We start from the raw sequence: 19,789 nt of genomic DNA, 5'->3' as shown, positions 1-19,789 counted from the left end.
TGTAGCAGATGTTACAATTTACAAAAAAAACAAGTAGAAAAATATCAGGCCATTTCTAAGGTGGGCAGGATGAGTCGTTTGCCTTTAAGAAGAATTTTTCCCGATTTTTTTAGTGCTTTCATGGCCCGGGTAATGCTGACTCTATGGGCGCCGGTTAAAAACCCAAGATCCTCATGGGTCAGGGGAAACTGAATTACTATGCCCTGGGAACTTTTAGCACCATGCTCTTTTGCAACGTTGCATAGTACCCGATAGAGCCGGTCTTCAATATTTGACGCTGCAAGGCTGCCGACACGATCGGTGAGGCTGGAAATCCTTTCACTAAGAGTTTTAATGATCCGGAGGCCGACCTTGGGATACTGCAGCACAAGCTCTTCAAACTGATTCCGACTGAAACCGCAGGTCAATGTATCTTCAAGGCAAAAAGCACTCACCGGGTACAGGCTTTCTTCAGAAAACATATTTTCCCCAACAAAATCGCCTGGCTTTCGTATATCGAGCATCAGTTCCGTGCCGTCCGCAAGGACCTTGGAAAGCTTGATATGTCCCCCTTTGATCAGAAACATTTCATCGGCAGGGTCGCCCTGTAAGAAAAGGGATTGACCTTTGGTTAACTTTTTTCTCATGGCCTCGTGGCTTAGGGCTTTTATTTCTTCGGGCTCAAGGTTTTTAAATATCCAGTGATTCCCGATACAGACGGGTGATAGTTCAATATCATCACCGGCCAGTTGTTGACATAGACAGGTCATTTTTTTCCTCGGTTAATGCAACGCATTCATCTGATAGTATGTTTCAGTTCCCGTTTGGTTCTCGGGTTTCAAAAAACCATCCCCTGGATGATCTCTTTTAATTTTCATATTTTTTAATGACATGGATTGGGTCAGCAACCCATTGAGACAACATATAACGACTCCGGAAACCATCATGCTTAATCCAGAAGAAACGATGTAAAGGAGCGGTGGAAAGAAAATTAATTTTTAGCATATCGTGGTTCACCATAAAATTCCACAGGTTTATGTTATTATCGGTTTCAACTTTGATTGAACATTCAAGTTAAACGACATCCGGTTGGTTGTCAATATTTTTTTTGAATGATTGTTCAAGAAAAATATGGACAATCAATACCCTGGGTTTTAATTTGAACATTCATTCAAGATAAATGTGCCAGACAAAGAAACAATCCATGATAGTGGCCAGCTGAATAAATATTCAAAACAGGTTGTGAGGAAGCACAAACTCACCTTTCCCGTACTGGCTGATGAAGGTAACAAGGTTGCCGACAAATTGGGAATAAACGTTAAACTTCTTGAAAAACTCAGAGAGTTGTACAGTCGTGGATATGGTATTGATCTTCTGCGTTTTAATGGTAATAATTCCTGAGGACTGCCCATGACCGGAAGTTTTATTGTGGACACCAGGGGAATCGTCCGGAGCACTGAAGTGCATCCAGATCATCACACCAGGCCTGAGCCTGCTGAAATCGTTGCGTTTATGAAAAAGATCATATGATCGTGGGAACAGCCTGTCACTCAACGAACAACTTTGAAAACAGGCCTTGAATCATTAACACTTAAAAGGACATGGACAATGAAGAACCGATGTGTATGGTGTGGAAATGATCCGTTGTACGTCGCTTACCATGATGATGAATGGGGCACTCCTGTTCACAATGACCAACGCCTGTTTGAATTTCTGATCCTTGAAGGTGCCCAGGCCGGGCTGAGCTGGCTTACTATTCTGAAAAAACGGGAAAATTACAAAGAGGCATTTCACTCTTTTGATTGTGAGGCCATAGCCGGTTATACTCAAACAGATGTGCAACGCCTGCTTTCCAATCCCGGCATCGTGCGCAATCGCCTGAAAATCGAATCAGCCATCAAGAATGCACAGGGTGTTATTAAAATCCAGGAGGATTTCGGTTCATTGGGCTCATATCTCTGGCGCTATGTTGACGGCATCCCGGTTCAAAATGAATGGAAATCCATGGCAGAACTTCCTGTAAAAACAGAAATATCTGAAATGATGAGCCGGGACTTAAAAAAGCGTGGATTTAACTTTGTAGGCCCAACGATCTGCTACGCATTTATGCAGGCAACAGGCATGGTAAACGATCACACAACGGACTGCTTCCGCCACAAAGAAGTCAAATCTTACCAGTGCCCTGCCCCTTGATGTCGACAAACAGGTTAATGATAATCCATGACACCCCTTGACCAGTTTTTCAGCCGCATCAAGCTCTGCTTTATACCATTTAACTTTAACCATTTTTCCTGATTTGGCGTCCACTCTCCCCTGCCATTCTTTTTTTAGGTATCATTGAGTTTTACAAATTAGAGATATCATATTCAAAAAACAATCCTCATCAAAAGATAAAATCCATCTGATATACCCCCTAATTTTCTACACACTACGCAAATATGAATGGGTAGCTGTACCCCTCGACTGGTGCGGGTTTTGAGCTTCTGTGTGTCTACCGCTGTGGACCACAAGCTTCTGAGTGGAGATGAGGCTTTCGTGGTCGAGAAAATCTTGGGTGACAGCAGGATTGATTTTGTTTGCAGCCAGGATGGATGCTTTCATTATAATCCATAAAGTTAACGTCTTTATATGAAACACTCGCCAAAGCATTGTCAATGATGGCGTTTCAAAATTCGTTGAGGCCAGAGCCATACCTCGCTCCGGCCGTGCCGGCTATAAGAAAACTGATAGTTGAGTTATAGTCTGTTTTTAAAGAATATTTTAAATATCTCGACCTTGACATTACCACATCGTGGTATAATTTTTATACCTGAGTATAAATTAGAATAAAAATTTCCATTTTTTCAATCCATAATTAGATTAAGGTCTTTCAGGAGGTTTTATGAAGAATATGGCTTCCTTTACAAATTTTTTAGATAAGTTTCTCTCCTCAAAAAAGCTGAAACTCTGTTTGGAAAATGATACCCCCCGAGATATTAAAGATAATGTTACGACTGCTGAAAAGGCATTCTTTTTTGTTAAATCTGGATATAGCATTTTTATTTGTACAGCATGGGCAACACCATGAATTTTAACAGGCACTTTAGAAGTGTTTGGGTAAAAAGGAGACGGGTCAATGGCACAGAAAACATGGATAATTAAAGGAACTTTAAAACTAAGAGAACTCCCCCTTAGTTACAAAGATGGTGACAAGTGGGTACCGCTAAGTGGCGCTACAATTAAAATTTCTGCTAACGAAGGAATACGCTGGAATAGTTGGGGTACAGTAACTACCGCTGCAGATGGCTCTTTTGTTATGCGCAAGAAAAAGGATGCTAGCAAACGAAAGATAAGGGTTGAAGTGCAGTTTAAAAATAAGAATACGGTTGTCTATGGTGAGAATGCGAGCCTTTTATCTAAAGCACTCACCTTGTTAAAACCCATTGGTGTGGTAAACAACGCAAATAACATAGCATTGAATGGCATTCTTACCCATGTGTCGAGATTAACCTACAAATCAGATTTCTATACGTTAAAAGAATCCAATGAAAGAAACACGGGCGGTGGTGATTACGAATTTGACTATGGAACTATTAGCATAGGTAAAAAGGCCAGCGGCTATTTGTATGAGCATGCTTCTATCTTCTATGGATGTGAAAAATTACGAAAACATTTATCTCAAATGGGACAGCCATTCGCCAAAAAGATTGCTGTAAAATACCCACATAATAATGAACTGATACCCGATTTGGGTGAAATGTCGTATTGCAGTCCGATCAACAACTGTGTGTACTTAGTTAAAAACAGTCAAAGAAACAGCCTATATGCTGATGGTCAAATCACGTTTAATACTCTCTATCACGAGTTAATGCATCTTTGGGCTTATGGTTATTCTAAAGGTGAGGATAACCTTGCGTGGCAGCTGATTGTGCATGGAGGAACGCATGATGGGTTGCAAGCAAAAACATACACTGCTTTTCATGAAGCATGGGCAGAACATGGTTCAAATGTTATGTTAAAAAATATATTCAACCAAACGTCTGATATATATGGTGGCCATGATTATTGGAAAGGACCTTTTTACAAACCTGCGTTGATTGAAATGGGAATTACAAATATTGGCAAAGTTGATCGGCAGGAATTCGGTTGGATGCATGTTTTTAACTGTTTAACCTGCGATGGTTTAATCAATTTCAATACTCACATACCGCAAGAACATGCTCCGCTTTTCGCTAGGGTGGATCAATTGGCGAAAGATACTATACCGACCATAGATATATACGATCTTATGCAAGTCTTTCGTATGCCTGATCCTTATACTATTAGTGAAATGAATTTGGTTGACTTTATGGATCGTGTGCAAAAAGTGGCGCCTGAGATTAACTCTAAAATGAGAGCAGGCTATATGAAAGTGTTTGATCCTTCGGAATCAAAACCGCCGCGTGATTGTTTTTAGATTTAACTCTGGAATGACTTAACTCAAATTTCGGGATTGCCTGTTTGTATGAAAAGTTATTAAAATCCTAAAATATGTCCAAGCCAAACACCGGTAAAACATATTGCGTCGGTGTAGGCTTGGAAGCGTTGGTTAGTTGTCTGGGGGAACCGCACCTCTCTAAGTTCTCACAGAACCCTAAGTGAATCTATCGATTCATACGGCTCGTATTGTCCGTCGATTGTAATGGGAAGAACTGCCAACGGACCGATTGAATGAAATCTAAAAGTTGCAAGTGCCCTTTGGCCAGATATGCAAAGCGCCGACATACAGCTATAGTCGTCTACTGCAAATGTCCGGAAACGCAGCAGATTCGATCAAAGGGTGCTCCCGGAGGGTTCGTTTGTTTTGAGTTTTGATCTGCAGTAATTTTGGTGAGTATCGAGCCGCTTAGAACACATCCAAAATTTCCCTCAATAAAAAAGCACCTGAGCAGCATAGAATGGAGCTGAGCCCCTTGAAATAGAGGGGGTTGTCGTTTTCCTGTTTGTTTCGTCCTCGCTATATCCTTCCAAGTTGATAGAGTGCATCCAGAACAGATTAACCGGCAAAATGCACAAAACCAAAAAACGAGGAGAAAATCAATGCTTAAACGATTTTTCAAAATAGGCGAATCAAATATCAATTCTGTCATGGACAAGTTGGAAGATCCCATTAAAATGACCGAACAGGGCATACGGGATTTAAAAAAAGATCTGACTGCCGCCATGGAGAGCCTGGCACAGGTCAAGGCCATGGCCATCCGAACAAGAAAGGAAGCCAATGGAAAACAGCAGATGGCAGCAGACTACGAGAACAAGGCAAAAAAACTGCTCCTCACTGCCAAAGAAGGTTCCCTGGATACCGCTGAAGCTGAACGACTTGCAACCCTGGCCCTGGAGGAACAGGCAAAGCTCACATTGGAAGCCGAAAGACTGGGCAATGAGGCAAAAAATCATGAAGTTCTGGCAATCACCCTCAACACAGGGGTTGCAAAGCAAAAAGCGACCCTTTCAACCTATGAGAACGAGCTTGCCACCCTCAAGGCAAGGGCAAAGACAGCATCATCCACCCGACGAATCAACGCCCAGCTTGCATCCATTGACTCCTCGGGAACCATCGCCCTGCTCGAAAGGATGAAAGAAAGGGTAGAAGAGGAAGAATCCCTGGCATCGGCCTATGGGGATATTGCCGCCCAGACAGATACCATGGACAGGGAGATAGACCTGGCCCTTGTGGACAAACAAGCCAAGGGATCAGCCATGCTTGATGCACTCAAACAGCGCATGGAAATGGACAAACAAATAAAGTAAGGGAATATCAGGCCTGTTCATAACGCCATGTCAAAAAAACGGCCAAATAGCACAATGAAAATTGAGTCCTATCCCAAAGGCGAAAATAGTGATATGGTGTCAACCTGCAGATAGGGCAGATTGACGGGGTGCAGCTGAAATCCCAATTGAAAGAAGGAAGATTTTCCAAGGACCGGAAGTTGACCGGACAAACAAAAAAAGCTCCAGGAAATTTTTCCCGAGAGCCCTTGTTCTAAATGGTGCGCCTGGTAGGACTCGAACCTACGACCTACGGATTAGAAGTCCGTTGCTCTATCCAGCTGAGCTACAGGCGCAAACAAGAAATACTTATAGCAAATCGCCCCAGGTGTGTCCATAGAAAAAATGAATCCAGCTCTTATTTTTTTTAATCGATATTTAAACGTTTTTAGTATACTATAGTAAGGATACATTTTAACCCTAAGAAATAGTTACAGGGACACTTATGAGTAAAACAAAATCAGCTATACCCGTTGACGATACTGACGACACATATGTAAGAAGAGGTTACCTTGTACCCAAGGTTAAGAAGAATACTTCGTCCTCCAAGGCCCTTGTAAAGGCTGATCCCCTGCAGAGCTACCTTGCCGAAATAAATCGGTACAGGCTCCTTACAAGGGAAGAGGAGGTGAATCTCGGGACCAAGATACAAGAGGAAAACGACAGTGATGCCGCATATGTGATGGTGACGTCCAACTTAAGGCTTGTGGTGAAAATTGCCCTTGATTTTCAACGCATCTGGATGCAGAACCTTCTGGATCTTATCCAGGAAGGCAATATCGGCCTTGTCAAAGCCGTTAAAAAGTTTGATCCATATAAAAATGTTAAATTTTCCTATTATGCATCTTTCTGGATAAAGGCCTATATCCTGAAATTTATCATGGACAATTGGCGTCTTGTGAAAATCGGGACCACCCAGGGGCAGCGTAAGCTTTTTTTCCGACTGAAAAAAGAAAAGCAGAAGCTCATTGACGAGGGATTTGACCCGGGACCCAAGCTTCTTTCTGAGCGGATGGGGGTGTCGGAACAGGAAATTATTGAAATGGATCAACGGCTGGATGGCTGGGATCTCTCCCTTGACGAACCCCTCAGGAATGACTCTGATACTGAACGAATTGAATTTATCAATGTGGAAAGCGACTCCACCGAAGACAGGGTTGCACGCAAAGAGATCGAGGACATTCTCCATGTAAGGGTCAAAAAGTTTACCGCCACCCTGAACCCGCGGGAGATGGAGATCTTTTCCAAGAGAATTTTTTCAGACGAACCCCGGACCCTTCAGGAGATCGGTGAGGAGTACAACATCTCCCGGGAACGGGTCAGGCAGATCGAAAACAACATCATCAAAAAAATGAAAGAATACTTTAAAAATGAAATGCCCGATTTTGACGTCTATGACCACAGCCAGAATTAAATTTATTGGTCCGAACCTATTGCCCGGCGTTGAATTCGGCCGTGACAGGCAAAGACTGCCGTGGATTTGTCTGCATGTTGTTCTGGTGCTGGCCTTTCTGGGTGCAGGCTGCACACAGTCGCCCAAGATTGTCAAAGCTGTTGAATCCAAGGCCATTGAAACGCCTGCAATGCCAGCTGTAAAACCTGCCGTTTCCGCCGGGGAGGAAATTGAGGCGTCCTCCTACTATTACTACACCCGTTCGGAACTCTACAAGAGAACAGGGGAATTCGACAAGTCCATTGATGAGCTGCTCAAGGCGGTGAAGATAGATCCGGAATCCTCATTTTTAATGAAAGAATTGATAGCCCTTTATCTGCATAAAAAAGACACGACAAAGGCCCTTGAAACCGCACAGGATCTTGTGGCTATTGATCCGGAAGATACCGATTCCCTTTTCATTCTTGCCAAACTCAAACAGATGCTCAACCAGATCAGTGAGGCAACAGATATTTACCAGAAAATCCTGCAACTGAACCCAGATCAGGAGAACGCCTACCTGCCACTGGGTCAGATTTATATGGATGCCGACAACATGGATGAGGCGTTTAACCTGTATACGAACATGGTTAAGCATGTTCCCGACTCCTATGCGGCCCATTTTTTTCTCGGCAGAATTCATATTATAAGAAACAACCCGGAATATGCTGAAAAAGAGTTTTTAAAGACCATAAAGCTCCACCCAGAGCTTCTGGAACCACGATTTGAACTGATCAACATATACCAGACCCCGGAAACCAAAGACTCCATTCCAAGGATAATTAAGCTCTACAATGAAATTCTTGAAATAGATGAAAACAACATCCAGGCAGGACTTGAACTGCCGCTTTTTTACCACTACCATGGTGAAGAGGATAAGGCTTCAGACATGCTTGCCGCCATTGGCAAAAAAAATATGGAAGACCCGAGTTTCATCAGGTTTGCCTCACGGGAATTGCTGGGAAACAAAAGATTCAATGACGCAGCCATTGTTTTTACAGGGATGCTCAAGGGTGCTCCAGAAGATTCGACTCTTGAGTTCCTGGCAGGTGTCTCCTATGATTCCCTGAAACTGACCCGAAAGGCCATCCATCACTTTCTAAAGGTAAAACCCGACTCGGAATACTACAAAAAGAGCATTGTACACATTGCCTTTTCCTACAATGAAAACGAGCAGACGGAAAAAGCCATTGGGTTCCTGGAGGTCAAACATCGTGAACTTCCAGAGGATATGGATATCATTACCTACCTTGCCGCTTTTTACGAAGGGGAAGAGGCATATGAAAAATCAATCAACCTTTTAAACGAGGGAATCAATCTTTATCCAGACGCCGTGGACCTTTTTTTCAGGCTGGGGGTTGTCCAGGATAAGTTTGGGCAAAAGCAGGCCTGCATCCAGTCCATGAAACGGGCAATTGAACTTGATCCAGACAACGCAAACGCCCTTAACTACCTTGGTTACACCTATGCAGATCTTGGTGAAAACCTGGATGTTGCAAAATCACTTATCCTGAAGGCCTTGAGCCTTAAACCCGATGATGGGTTTATCACCGACAGCCTTGGCTGGGTCTATTACAAGAAGGCGCAGTTCGCAGAGGCAGTTTCCGTTCTTGAAAAGGCCGTTCAACTGACCCAGGGTGATCCAGTTATCATTGAGCATCTGGGGGACGCCTATCAAAAGGACAACCGCCTGGAAAAAGCCCTTGAAGCTTATAAAAAGGCCAGGTCAAAGTCAAAGACCGCCATGCCTGACCTGGACGCCAAAATTCGTAATATGGAAGAGCAGTTGAATGGGCCGAGATAGACAGTCTATTTTTTTCGTTCTCCTGGTGAGTACCATGGTTTTCCTTGTTTCAGGATGTGCCGGTATCATGACCGGCAAAGCAAGGGAGGAAGATCCCAGGGCGGCACGCCTTGCCCAGGAGGTCAGGACCCTTAACCAGGGGCTTGAAACGGTCAAAGGGACTGGCATTATCATCCTTGTCAACGGCAGCACAAGGCAGCGGTTTAAGATCGCCTGGGCCGCCCTGGTACCCGACAAAATCCGCCTTACCATCCTTGAAACCGGCATTCCCGTTGAAACCATTGTTGCAGACGGAGAAAAGGTTACCTTCATCTCCCACACGGGTAGACACCAGCGCCATACCGTCAAGGCTCCTAACCCTTCGTTGAAATCCATGGTGGATTTGCCGATTCACATCCGGGAGATCATCTCCCTTTTATCTGGAAAACTTCCCCTGGAACCCTTTGACCAGGAACGCCTGTCAACCACCATAAAACCCTTTGCAGCAAAGCTTTTATTGTCACGAAAATGGAGGGGAATCATTGGAAGGGTTCAATTTGATACCAATGATCAGGTCGTTGAATATGAAGTTGTGGGACGGGACGGAAATCTTGTATACCAGGTTAATCGATCAGAATTTAAATCCTTTGGATCCTATCTTGTTCCCGGGACAACCCTTGTCAAAGATCCTTCCGGTAGAACCATGACCCTTCAAATCAACAATTTTTACCCGGATCTTCCGGTAAAAGCATCGGTATTTGCCTTGACAGAAACTGAATAATGGTAATTATCATGGGGTTATTGTTTATAACCCTAAACCACCGGAGAGGTAAGATATTATGCTTTACGACAACATGGACAAGGCCAAAAAAGGCGGGGGATGCCCTTCCCAGCAAAAACAAAAATCCCAGGAAGATCAGCAGGAAGAGATGATCAAAACCTCCCTTTCAAAGATCAAGAATAAAATCTTTGTCCTGAGCGGTAAAGGCGGCGTTGGCAAAAGCAGCGTATCTGCCAACCTTGCAGCAAGCCTTGCCAAGAAAGGATTTAAGACAGGTCTCATGGATGTGGATCTCCATGGCCCCTCCATCGCCCAGATGTTTGGAATGACAGAGCTGCTGGATATTTCTCCAAACAAGCTTCTGCTTCCCAAAAAAATAGGGGAAAACCTGGAGGTCGTCTCCATCCAGGCCTTGATGCAGGACAAGGACCAGGCCATCATCTGGAGAGGCCCTGCCAAAACCGGAATGATCAAACAGTTTGTCGGCTCAGTGGACTGGGGCGATCTTGATTTTCTCATCATTGATGCCCCTCCAGGCACGGGTGACGAACCCCTGACCGTGGTTCAGACCATCAAGGACGCCAAGGCCGTTGTTGTTACCACCCCCCAGGAGGTGGCACTGGCAGACGTGAGAAAATCCATCTCATTTTGCCGTACGGTAAAGATGCAGGTGCTGGGCCTTGTGGAAAACATGGGGCCGTTTAAATGTCCCCACTGCAACGAAACCATAGAGCTTTTTAAGAGCGGCGGTGGAAAGGTGACTGCCGACAAAGAAGGCTTGAATTTTCTTGGATCAATTCCCTTTGACATTGAAGTCGTCAAATCCGGGGATGCAGGTGTTCCCCTTGTCATGAACGATCAGGGATCCCCTTTTTCCAAGGCGTTTGAAACCGTGGTTGAAAATATCACCAAACAGCTTTAAACCGAGGCTGATTGAAACCAACTGACACAAAACCGGGGTGGATGAAAGATCTCCTTGACAAGCGTGAAAGGAAATTTTTATCCCCCCTGGCCTCGTTTAGCGCAGATGCCCTGCGCAGATCCCCTGAACAACGTTCAGACAAGGTCTATCGCCAGTCGTTCAGCCTTGATGCGGATCGCATTCTTAACTCCCTTGCCTACACCCGGTACATCGACAAGACCCAGGTGTTTTCCCTTATAAAAAATGATCATCTTACCCATCGGGTTCTCCATGTCCAGCTGGTGTCAAGGATAGCAAGAACCATTGGTCGTTATCTCGGGCTCAACGAGGACCTGATCGAAGCGGCAAGTCTTGGCCATGATCTTGGCCACCCGCCCTTTGGCCATGACGGTGAGCAGATGCTCTCAAAACTTTGTTTTGACAATAGAGCCGGCTACTTTCACCACAACCTGCAGAGTATTCAGTTTCTTGAACAGCTTGAGCGCAACGGCAGGGGGTGGAACCTTACCCTCCAGACCCTTGACGCCATCCTGTGCCACAACGGTGAAGTCCACTCGGCCGATCTTAAACCCGAGCGTAAAAAAGATTTCACAGGATTTGACAAAACCCTTGTCCAGATGAAAACCATTGAACGGCCAGATCCCATTCCCATGACCCTGGAAGGGTGTGTCGTACGAATCGCCGATACCATTGCCTATGTGGGCCGGGATATGGAAGATGCCATACGCCTGGGCATGATAACGAGGAAGGAACTGCCCGGATTGTCCAGAAAGGTACTGGGTGATACCAACGGCACCATTGTATTTAACCTGGTGACAGACCTGATCTCAAACAGCTTTGGTGAACCCTTTCTTGCCTTTACCCAGGAGGTTTCAGAGGCCCTCAGGCAGTTAAAGGCTTTCAACTACGCCAGGATCTACTCGGATACGGATATCAAGGAACACCTCAAACCAGTCAAGCAGATTTATCTCTATCTTTTTGAGACCTACCTTAACGACCTTGAGACCAATAATCCAACCCTGCCTGCTCTGAGACATTTTTATGACGGCCTTGGCCATGGTTACCTGGCCACCCATTCGAACGTCGAGATTGTCAGAGATTTCATAGCCGGAATGACCGATTCTTTTTTCATTCGCCAGGCACCCGCTGCCATGCAGCCCGTCGCCATTGAGAGATGACCCCCATGTTCCAGAACCGGACCTATCGAAACCTGTCAAACAGAAAAGGGCTTGTATCGTTCAAGGCAACAGTTAAGGAGACGGATCTCCACATCCAGGCTGGAACGGATCTTGCTGAAATAGCTGTCCGGGCGGTTCTGCGGGCACGGCAGATGATCGAATCCTACATTCAAACAGACCCGTTGTTTTTAACCTCCCTTGTACCGGTCAAGGCAAAATTTCCCACACCCACCATTGCAATGGAGATGATCCAAGCTGCAACCCTGGCCAATGTGGGCCCCATGGCTGCGGTTGCAGGTGCTGTTGCTGAGTTTACCGGCAGGGTGCTCCTGGACGACTCTCCTGAAGTTATTGTTGAAAATGGGGGAGATATTTTCATGAAGCTTGAAAAAGAGGTTGTGTTCAGCATTTATGCCGGCGATTCTCCCTTGAGCATGCGAACAGGGGTTCGCATCCAGGACAGGGGTGTTCCCACGGCCCTTTGCACCTCATCTGGAACCCTTGGCCATTCAACAAGTTTTGGACAAGCAGATGCCGTAACCGTTCTCTCACCGTCCTGTGCCCTTGCCGATGCAGCGGCCACAGCCCTTGGAAATCTGGTTCAAACAGCCTCTGACGTTCAGGTGGCAATTGACAGGGGTGTTAAGATTCCCGGAGTCACCGGTATCATCATCATCAAGGGGCGAACCATGGGCGCCTGGGGAGACCTGGAACTTGTTCGCCTTTAAAGGAGACCTTTCATGAAAATTTATGCGGTTGCAGACATCCACGGCAAGGCCGAGCGACTGGAGCGGGTAGGAACAGCCATTGAACGACTTCAACCCGATGTTGTGGTTGTGGCCGGTGATATCACCAATTTCACCGGTGCAGGACCCGTGGTTCGCAAACTTGCAGCCATGGCGGTTCCCATGCTGTGCATCCGTGGGAACTCCGATCGTTCCCGCATTGATGGACTCATCAACAACACACCCGGCATGAGATCCCTTCATATGGCAACCGTTTCCATGGGAACAGTCAACTTTACCGGTATCGGCGGCACCATTCCCCTTCCCTTTCGGTCAAGAATCTGTCTGCGGGAAAACCATCTACTTAAAATTATAGCACCCCTTGTTTCAAAAAACACAATTGTGGTGGCCCATCCCCCGCCCCTTGGCACCCAGGACCGTGTGGGAGGTCGTTTCCATGCAGGCTCCAGGGGACTTTTAAACCTCATTCGCCATCGTTCTCCCAGGATGGTGCTATGCGGGCACATCCACGAGGACGCAGGTTTCAGTTCTCTTGGGCAGACCCTTGTGGTAAACTGCGCCCTGAGCCGGGAAACCAGCGGCGCGATTATTGATTATGACACGAACCACCAACCCCGGATAGAGATGGTTCATTTATAAACCGGTAAAAAACCGGTAAAAAAAGGAGAAGATCATGTGTGAATCCAATGTATATATCAAGAACAATGGGACCGAAACCCTTGTCATGGAAAATGTTGCAGCAATAACCCCCTGCGGTGAAAATCGTTTTCTCCTGAGAGGCCTTCTGGGAGATAGTCAAGAAGTTGATGGAACCATTGAAGACATCAATCTCATGGCCCATAAAATTGTCCTCAGGGCGCAGTAAAAACCAATGAAATTACCACCCATTACTGTTTACCTTGACACCATTGTCCGGATCAACCACCTACCTGTTTCAGATTCCGGGCAATGGTTTTTTTACCAGGGCATGCTTTTCTTAAGCAGGAGAAAATGGTGGGCGGATTTTGGTACCCGCCACGCCACCCACGAAGGCCTGGATATCGGGATATTTAAGAATCGATCCGGCAACCGGGAATGGCTGGACTCCTCAGCCCGGGTTCCGGTTATGGCCAGCGGCACGGTCATTAATGTGTGTGACGATTTCCTGGGCCGATCAGTGATTGTAAGGCATTGCTCAAACAAACAATCAAGACAGGTGAGTGTCTACTCCCATCTAAAAGTGCCTGGCACAATTTCTCCTGGGAAAAAGGTTGACCCGGGTGATATTGTCGGCACGATTGCAGACACCACCGGAAAAAAGTCGGGAATACATTGTCATCTTCATATTTCCCTCATGGAAATTGCACAACAGATACCCGACCCAAAGATCACCTGGCAGGTCATGGGAGAGCCAGACCCTGAAATGGTGAAATTGTTCAACCCCATGGTTTAGCATGGAATGAAAAGAGTAATTGAAAAAAAGAAAAATTTGATCTATGATCCCAATGCATTTTAACTTAGAAATTTGTCAATGAATAGAATGGAGATTGCTCATGAAAAAAATCAAACTGTTTTTGGGATTCATTATACTTGTATTTGCCGGGCTCATCGTCTACCAGAACCGGGAGTACTTCTTTGCCTTTCAGGCCCTCTCCTTAAGTCTTGGCATTGAAACCTGGCATTGGACAGCCCCTGCAGTCCAGAACATTGTCTATTACGGTGTGTTTATGCTGTTGGGTTTTCTGGTGGCAGGTTTTTATGGCGTGTCTGCAAAGCTTAAATCCAAAAAGGCCATTAAATCCCTTAACGCGACCATTGAAACCCATCTTGAAAAGATAGCTTCACTGAAAAAAGATCTCGAGAAATACAAGAATGACCCCTACAATCGGGAAGATGCGCTGGAACCGGAACCAGAGGGGGAAGAGCAAGAGAAAGAGGCGATTGTGATTGAGACAAAAAAGGAGACGGCATAATTTCAAGCGTTGTTTGCCATGACCGTTAAAAAAGAAACCCCCATGATGGAACAATACCTCTCAATCAAAAAGAGGTACCCGGATACTATCCTCTTCTACCGAATGGGGGATTTTTATGAAATGTTCCTTGACGATGCTTTAAAAGCAGCCCCTGTTCTTGAGATTGCACTCACCTCAAGGAACAAGACCCAGGAGGACCCCATTCCCATGTGCGGGGTTCCCCATCGAGCAGCTGACGTCTACATTGCGAAACTGATTGAAAGCGGTTTAAAGGTTGCCGTGTGCGAGCAGATGGAAGACCCCAGGTCTGCCCAGGGAATTGTCAAACGGGAGGTGGTCCGGGTGATCACCCCGGGCATGATTCTCAACGAAGATCTTCTGGATAAAAAATCCAACAATTTCCTTGCTGCCCTGTGCATCTGTCAGGGAGCTGCCGGACTTGCCTGCATGGATATCTCAACGGGTATGTTCAGGACAACGCAAACGGTCGCCGTCAACGGCAAAGTTCCCCTCTCCCTTGTTGACGAAGCCCTCAGAATTGATGCAAAGGAACTTCTTTTACCTGCCTCATTTAAGGGAGACCCCACCTACAGTCAGCTGATCAAGGCCTTTGAAACTATTCAGATCTCCTATGTCGGCAATGAAAACTTCAAGCTTGATTCGGCCCGGGAAAGGCTTAAGGAAAAATTTCGAACCAGGAGCCTTGAGGGGTTTGGATGCGAGGATCTTACGGCAGGAACAGCCGCTGCCGGCGCCATTTTATCCTATGTACAGGAAACCCAGCTCAGGGAGACAGACCATGTCCTCACCCTTGAACGGTATGAACTCAACACCTATCTCATCATTGACGATCGATCGTGCCGGAACCTTGAACTTTTAAAGAACATCCAGACCTCCGACAAAAAAGGAAGCCTGATCAGCGTCCTTGACTGCACCATAACGGCCATGGGCGGCCGGTTGCTCAAAGCCTGGATACGCTACCCCCTGATCAGCATGGACGGGATAGAGGCCCGGCTGGATGCCGTTGCTGAAGCAAAGGAAAACCCCGGCATTCGCAACAGTCTCAGAACTCACCTTAAAGACGTGTACGACCTTGAGCGCCTGGGCAGCAAAATTTCCATGGGCCATGCAAACCCTAGGGACCTTACAGCTCTCAAGATTTCCCTTTACAAACTGCCCCTTTTGTTCAAGGACTTAAACCAGCTTTCAGCTTCCCTGCTCCAGGGCCATGGCATTGAAGACAGGGAAAAAGTTTCCACCGAACTGTTTGAACTGGCTGATCTGATTAACCAGACCATCCGGGAAGATGCTCCCCTGGCACTTAATGAGGGCGGGATTATCTGTGACGGGTATAGCCCTGAGCTTGACGAGATCCTGGAGATTGCCAGAAACGGCCGATCATGGATCGCAAAAACCGGCGCCAAAGAAAAAGAAAAGACCGGGTTAAGCTCATTAAAAATCAAATTTAACAAAGTGTTCGGGTATTTTATCGAAGTTTCCAAAATTCAGTCCCAGCAGGTGCCGGACCATTACATCCGAAAACAGACACTGGTCAATGCAGAACGGTTCATCACGGACGAACTCAAGGAGGTTGAATCCAAGGTCCTTAATGCCCAGGAGAGACGGTCATCACTTGAGTACGCCCTGTTCTGCAAGGTCAGGGAAAGCATTGTTCAACGAACCCCTTCCATATTTAAGATAGCCCAGTTCCTGGCAGAGGTGGATGTGGTGCTGGCCCTTGCCACCACAGCCGAGGAGAACAACTACACACGCCCTGCCCTCAATAAAGATCAGGTCCTTGACATTGAGGATGGCCGCCATCCTGTGGTTGAAAAAATGGTGGTTGGTGAACGATACATTCCCAACTCCATCCGGCTTGACAACACAAGTGACCAGGTCCAGATCATCACAGGGCCGAATATGGCCGGAAAATCCACCGTGCTTCGCCAGGTGGCACTGATCTCCCTCATGGCCCAGATGGGTTCATTTGTGCCGGCAGCCCGGGCAGACCTTTGCATCATCGACCGTATCTTTACCCGGGTCGGCGCCCTCGACAACCTCTCCCTTGGCCAAAGTACTTTCATGGTTGAGATGGAGGAGACGGCCAACATTGTCAACAACGCCAAAGAAAACAGCCTTGTAATCCTTGACGAGATCGGCAGGGGAACCTCAACCTTTGATGGCATGAGCATTGCCTGGGCCGTTGCCGAGTATCTCCACGATCTTGACGGCAAGGGGGTCAAAACCCTTTTTGCCACCCATTACCACGAGTTGACACGCCTTGAAAAGCTCAAACCCCGGGTCAAAAACTTCAACATTGCCGTCAAGGAGTTCAACGACAATATCATTTTTCTGCGCCGTCTGGTCCCGGGGGGTACCAACAAGAGCTATGGCATCCAGGTGGCACGCCTGGCAGGTGTTCCAGATGCCGTGATTACAAAGGCAAAACAGATCCTTGCCTCCATTGAACAATCACCGGATCAGGTGGTGACCCAGGACAAAAAACAGGTCAAAAAACAGACAAAAAACAACCATTCCGCCAGGTCAGGGTCCAGGCAGCAGCAGATGGATCTGTTTGCAGGCCACGACTACGACGAGATCATCAAGGTACTTGACCAGACCGATATTTCCACCATGACACCCATTGATGCCCTGAACTTAATCCATGAACTCAAACAGAAAATCAGATCAAAGGCGATGATTTAAGACCATGGAGACGCTTCGTTCAACCATCACCGGCCTTTTTGTTCTCATTTTTTTAGGGGTAATGGTTCCATGCTCCTGTGCATCCCTGACGCCCCAGCAGCAGTACATTTCTGCAGACAGATGTTTTTTAGAATTAAAAAAAGACCCTGACAACCTGAAATCTCGAAAGGCCTGGGTCAACTGTATTGCAAGCTATCAACGGGTGTATTCAGACCATCCAGAAAGCCCCTGGGCTGCCGCCGGAATGTACCGAAGCGCCCAGCTTTACCTTGATCTCAGCCAGCGATCCTCGAATAAAAATGACAAAACAGAGGCCGTTGATCTGCTTAACCGGATTCAGGGGCACTATCCCAAAAGCGCTTACAAAGACAAAGCTGTTCATCTTTTAAAACTGATTGCGGTTCAGGAGAGTAAAAAAGAGCGACCCCAACAAAAAACCTCCCTTAAAAAGCGCACAATCAAGAGTCACAATACCCCTGTCACTGTAATTGCCCTTCCGCCCCCCAGGATAAAACCGAAACCCGAACCAAAACCTGAGCCGAAACCTGAACCCGTTCCTGAACCTGCTGCTCCAGTTTCCAATTCAACGGACAGCCGGGTGACAGGTCTTCGATTCTGGTCAAATCCCGAATACACCCGTGTGGTCATTGATGCAGATGCAAACAGGCCCTTTGTCCATAATCTGCTCAAAAGGGATCCTGCCCTCAAAAAGCCCCAGCGCCTCTATATTGACCTTGAAGGTACAAGGCTTGGCAAAGGAGTACCAAAGCACACGGCCATCAACGATGATCTTTTGATCCAGGCTAGAGCAGGTCAGCATACCCCCCATTCGGTACGGGTGGTCATTGACATCAAATCCTTTGACAACTACAAGGTTTTTTCCCTCAATGATCCGTTCCGGCTTGTCATTGATGTGTGGTCAAAGGCTGCCAGCAGCGACAGGACTCCTGTCGCCCAAACCGCCACTCCCCTTGTGACAACGGATAATATCCATAGTTCGTCCATTACAAAACAGCTGGTCCTTGGCGTTAGGAAAATTGTTATTGATCCGGGCCATGGGGGCAAGGACCCCGGTGCCCCGGGTTATCTCAAGGATGTCTGGGAAAAGGACGTGGTGCTTAAAATTTCCAAGCGCCTGGCTGCACGCATGCGAGACCGTCTGCAATGCGATGTCACCCTTACCCGATCAACCGACACCTACCTCACCCTTGAAGAGCGGACCGCCATAGCCAACACCCAAAATGCAGATCTGTTCATCTCCCTTCACTGTAATGCTGCCAAGAACAAGAAACTCACGGGCATGGAGACCTATTTTCTCAACCTTGCCACGGACGATGAGTCCATTACCATGGCGGCAAGGGAAAATGCAACCAGCCGTAAAAACATCAGTGACCTTGAATCCATTCTCAACGACCTGATGAAGAACGCAAAAGTCAACGAGTCAAGCCGCCTTGCCACAAAGGTTCAGGCGTCCATGTGCACAGGACTTGAAAAAAAGTATTCCAATATCAGAAACCTCGGGGTCAAGCAGGCGCCATTCTATGTGCTTCTCGGTGCCAGAATGCCGTCCATTCTCGTGGAGGCCGCTTTCTTGAGCAACAAGACCGAATGCAAGCGCCTTGTCTCTGCATCCTTCCAGGATCACCTGTGCGATGCCATTATTGACGGGGTCGAGCAATACATAAAGGCAACCAATCCCCAAACTTTGTAGTACTAACCTATTGCGTAAAGGAGTAGATCATGACATTCAAACACTTGAATTTTGACATTTCCGACACCATTGGCCTTTTGACCTTTAACAGACCCAAGGCCCTGAACGCATTGAACCATGAACTGGTCCAGGAAATGGACGCCGTCCTTGACTTGATAGAACAAGACCCAGGTGTAAGGGCGCTTGTCCTTACAGGTGCCGGCGATAAAGCCTTTGTGGCAGGTGCCGATATCTCAGAGATTACCAAGCTTGACTCCCTGGGTGCCAAAAAGTTTTCCACCCTTGGCCACAAGACTTTTGCACGCCTTGCAGCACTGCCCATCCCGGTCATTGCTGCAGTTAACGGATTTGCCCTTGGCGGCGGTACGGAGGTGGCCCTTGCCTGCGACTTTATCTATGCCTCAGAAAAGGCGGTATTTGGACTTCCGGAAATTACACTCGGCATCATTCCCGGTTTTGGTGGTACCCAGCGCCTGGCAAGGGTTGTAGGTCCCAACAGGGCAAAAGAGCTCATCTACACGGGCAGGACATTTCCTGCATCAGACGCCCTGACCTATGGCCTTGTCAACCAGGTGTGTGCACCTGAAGCGCTCATGGAAACAGTCATGAAAACAGCCAAAGCCATGGCCCTCAAGGGCCGGGTTTGCATTCAAGCGGCCAAAGAGTCCATAAACAGCGGATTGTCAACTGACCTTGAAACCGGCTTAAAAATCGAAGCCAATGCTTTTGCCCTCTGCCTGGCAAGCCCGGATGCAAAGGAAGGTACCCAGGCTTTTCTTGAAAAACGTAAGGCCAAGTTCCTATAGTATGGTTAA

General features: G+C 46.8%; 19 protein-coding genes and 1 tRNA gene. 18 read left to right on the top strand and 2 right to left on the bottom strand.

The annotated features are described in order from the left end of the window. Window positions 1–44 precede the first annotated feature (44 nt). A complete protein-coding gene (locus HRM2_RS11985; protein ID WP_015904269.1) occupies window positions 45–749 on the bottom strand; it encodes a Crp/Fnr family transcriptional regulator in 705 nt (234 codons plus the stop codon). 412 nt (window positions 750–1,161) lie between these two features. On the opposite strand from HRM2_RS11985, the gene HRM2_RS11980 reads away from it, so the two are divergent. The 5 genes from HRM2_RS11980 (at window position 1,162) to HRM2_RS11955 (ending at window position 5,745) form a co-directional block, all read left to right on the top strand. Then, on the top strand, window positions 1,162–1,380 hold the full coding sequence (locus HRM2_RS11980; RefSeq protein ID WP_015904268.1) for a redoxin domain-containing protein: 219 nt from the start codon (window positions 1,162–1,164) through the stop codon (window positions 1,378–1,380). 207 nt (window positions 1,381–1,587) lie between these two features. Then, window positions 1,588–2,172, top strand: a complete 585-nt coding sequence (locus tag HRM2_RS11975; protein WP_015904267.1) for a DNA-3-methyladenine glycosylase I — start codon at window positions 1,588–1,590, stop codon at window positions 2,170–2,172. Between the two features lie 688 nt (window positions 2,173–2,860). Then, window positions 2,861–3,046, top strand: coding sequence for a hypothetical protein (locus HRM2_RS11965; protein ID WP_041273231.1), 186 nt, complete (start codon window positions 2,861–2,863; stop codon window positions 3,044–3,046). 48 nt (window positions 3,047–3,094) lie between these two features. Then, on the top strand, window positions 3,095–4,414 hold the full coding sequence (locus HRM2_RS11960; RefSeq protein WP_015904266.1) for a hypothetical protein: 1,320 nt from the start codon (window positions 3,095–3,097) through the stop codon (window positions 4,412–4,414). Between the two features lie 623 nt (window positions 4,415–5,037). Next, window positions 5,038–5,745 (top strand): PspA/IM30 family protein, encoded by a 708-nt coding sequence (locus HRM2_RS11955; RefSeq protein WP_015904265.1) that lies wholly within the window; start codon window positions 5,038–5,040, stop codon window positions 5,743–5,745. A gap of 237 nt (window positions 5,746–5,982) precedes the next feature. Here the strand turns inward: HRM2_RS11955 and HRM2_RS11950 are convergent. Beyond that, window positions 5,983–6,059, bottom strand: a tRNA-Arg gene (locus HRM2_RS11950). A gap of 149 nt (window positions 6,060–6,208) precedes the next feature. On the opposite strand from HRM2_RS11950, the gene HRM2_RS11945 reads away from it, so the two are divergent. From HRM2_RS11945 to HRM2_RS11885, 13 genes are all read left to right on the top strand, one after another. Next, entirely contained in the window at window positions 6,209–7,177 is a 969-nt protein-coding gene (locus HRM2_RS11945; protein ID WP_015904264.1) for a sigma-70 family RNA polymerase sigma factor, read from the top strand. Continuing rightward, window positions 7,158–8,999 carry a tetratricopeptide repeat protein gene (locus tag HRM2_RS11940; protein WP_041273230.1) on the top strand — a complete coding sequence of 614 codons (1,842 nt, stop codon included), beginning with the start codon at window positions 7,158–7,160 and terminating at the stop codon, window positions 8,997–8,999. Before HRM2_RS11945 ends, HRM2_RS11940 begins: the two co-directional genes overlap by 20 nt. Continuing rightward, complete coding sequence (locus tag HRM2_RS11935) at window positions 8,986–9,759, top strand: DUF4292 domain-containing protein (protein ID WP_041273229.1); 774 nt, start codon at window positions 8,986–8,988, stop codon at window positions 9,757–9,759. Before HRM2_RS11940 ends, HRM2_RS11935 begins: the two co-directional genes overlap by 14 nt. Before the next feature lie 58 nt (window positions 9,760–9,817). Further along, on the top strand, window positions 9,818–10,681 hold the full coding sequence (locus tag HRM2_RS11930) for an Mrp/NBP35 family ATP-binding protein (protein WP_015904261.1): 864 nt from the start codon (window positions 9,818–9,820) through the stop codon (window positions 10,679–10,681). Window positions 10,682–10,722: 41 nt separating this feature from the next. Further along, on the top strand, window positions 10,723–11,859 hold the full coding sequence (locus HRM2_RS11925; protein WP_041273228.1) for a deoxyguanosinetriphosphate triphosphohydrolase family protein: 1,137 nt from the start codon (window positions 10,723–10,725) through the stop codon (window positions 11,857–11,859). 5 nt (window positions 11,860–11,864) lie between these two features. After that, window positions 11,865–12,587, top strand: coding sequence for a UPF0280 family protein (locus HRM2_RS11920; protein ID WP_049770537.1), 723 nt, complete (start codon window positions 11,865–11,867; stop codon window positions 12,585–12,587). Between the two features lie 12 nt (window positions 12,588–12,599). Further along, entirely contained in the window at window positions 12,600–13,244 is a 645-nt protein-coding gene (locus tag HRM2_RS11915) for a metallophosphoesterase family protein (protein WP_015904258.1), read from the top strand. Between the two features lie 34 nt (window positions 13,245–13,278). Next, a complete protein-coding gene (locus HRM2_RS11910) occupies window positions 13,279–13,470 on the top strand; it encodes a CooT family nickel-binding protein (RefSeq protein WP_015904257.1) in 192 nt (63 codons plus the stop codon). A gap of 6 nt (window positions 13,471–13,476) precedes the next feature. Further along, the gene (locus HRM2_RS11905) at window positions 13,477–14,037 is read left to right on the top strand and encodes a M23 family metallopeptidase (protein WP_015904256.1); all 561 of its coding nucleotides are present in this window, start codon (window positions 13,477–13,479) and stop codon (window positions 14,035–14,037) included. Window positions 14,038–14,137: 100 nt separating this feature from the next. Beyond that, on the top strand, window positions 14,138–14,557 hold the full coding sequence (locus HRM2_RS11900) for a hypothetical protein (protein WP_015904255.1): 420 nt from the start codon (window positions 14,138–14,140) through the stop codon (window positions 14,555–14,557). Between the two features lie 18 nt (window positions 14,558–14,575). Beyond that, window positions 14,576–17,263 (top strand): DNA mismatch repair protein MutS, encoded by a 2,688-nt coding sequence (mutS, locus tag HRM2_RS11895; protein WP_015904254.1) that lies wholly within the window; start codon window positions 14,576–14,578, stop codon window positions 17,261–17,263. Window positions 17,264–17,267: 4 nt separating this feature from the next. Further along, window positions 17,268–18,974, top strand: coding sequence for an N-acetylmuramoyl-L-alanine amidase (locus HRM2_RS11890; protein ID WP_015904253.1), 1,707 nt, complete (start codon window positions 17,268–17,270; stop codon window positions 18,972–18,974). Between the two features lie 29 nt (window positions 18,975–19,003). Beyond that, window positions 19,004–19,780, top strand: coding sequence for an enoyl-CoA hydratase-related protein (locus HRM2_RS11885; RefSeq protein ID WP_015904252.1), 777 nt, complete (start codon window positions 19,004–19,006; stop codon window positions 19,778–19,780). The last annotated feature ends 9 nt before the right edge of the window (window positions 19,781–19,789 follow it).

Source organism: Desulforapulum autotrophicum HRM2 (assembly GCF_000020365.1).
Taxonomy (GTDB): Bacteria; Desulfobacterota; Desulfobacteria; order Desulfobacterales; family Desulfobacteraceae; genus Desulforapulum; species Desulforapulum autotrophicum.
This window is presented reverse-complemented; position numbering and strand designations above follow the sequence as displayed.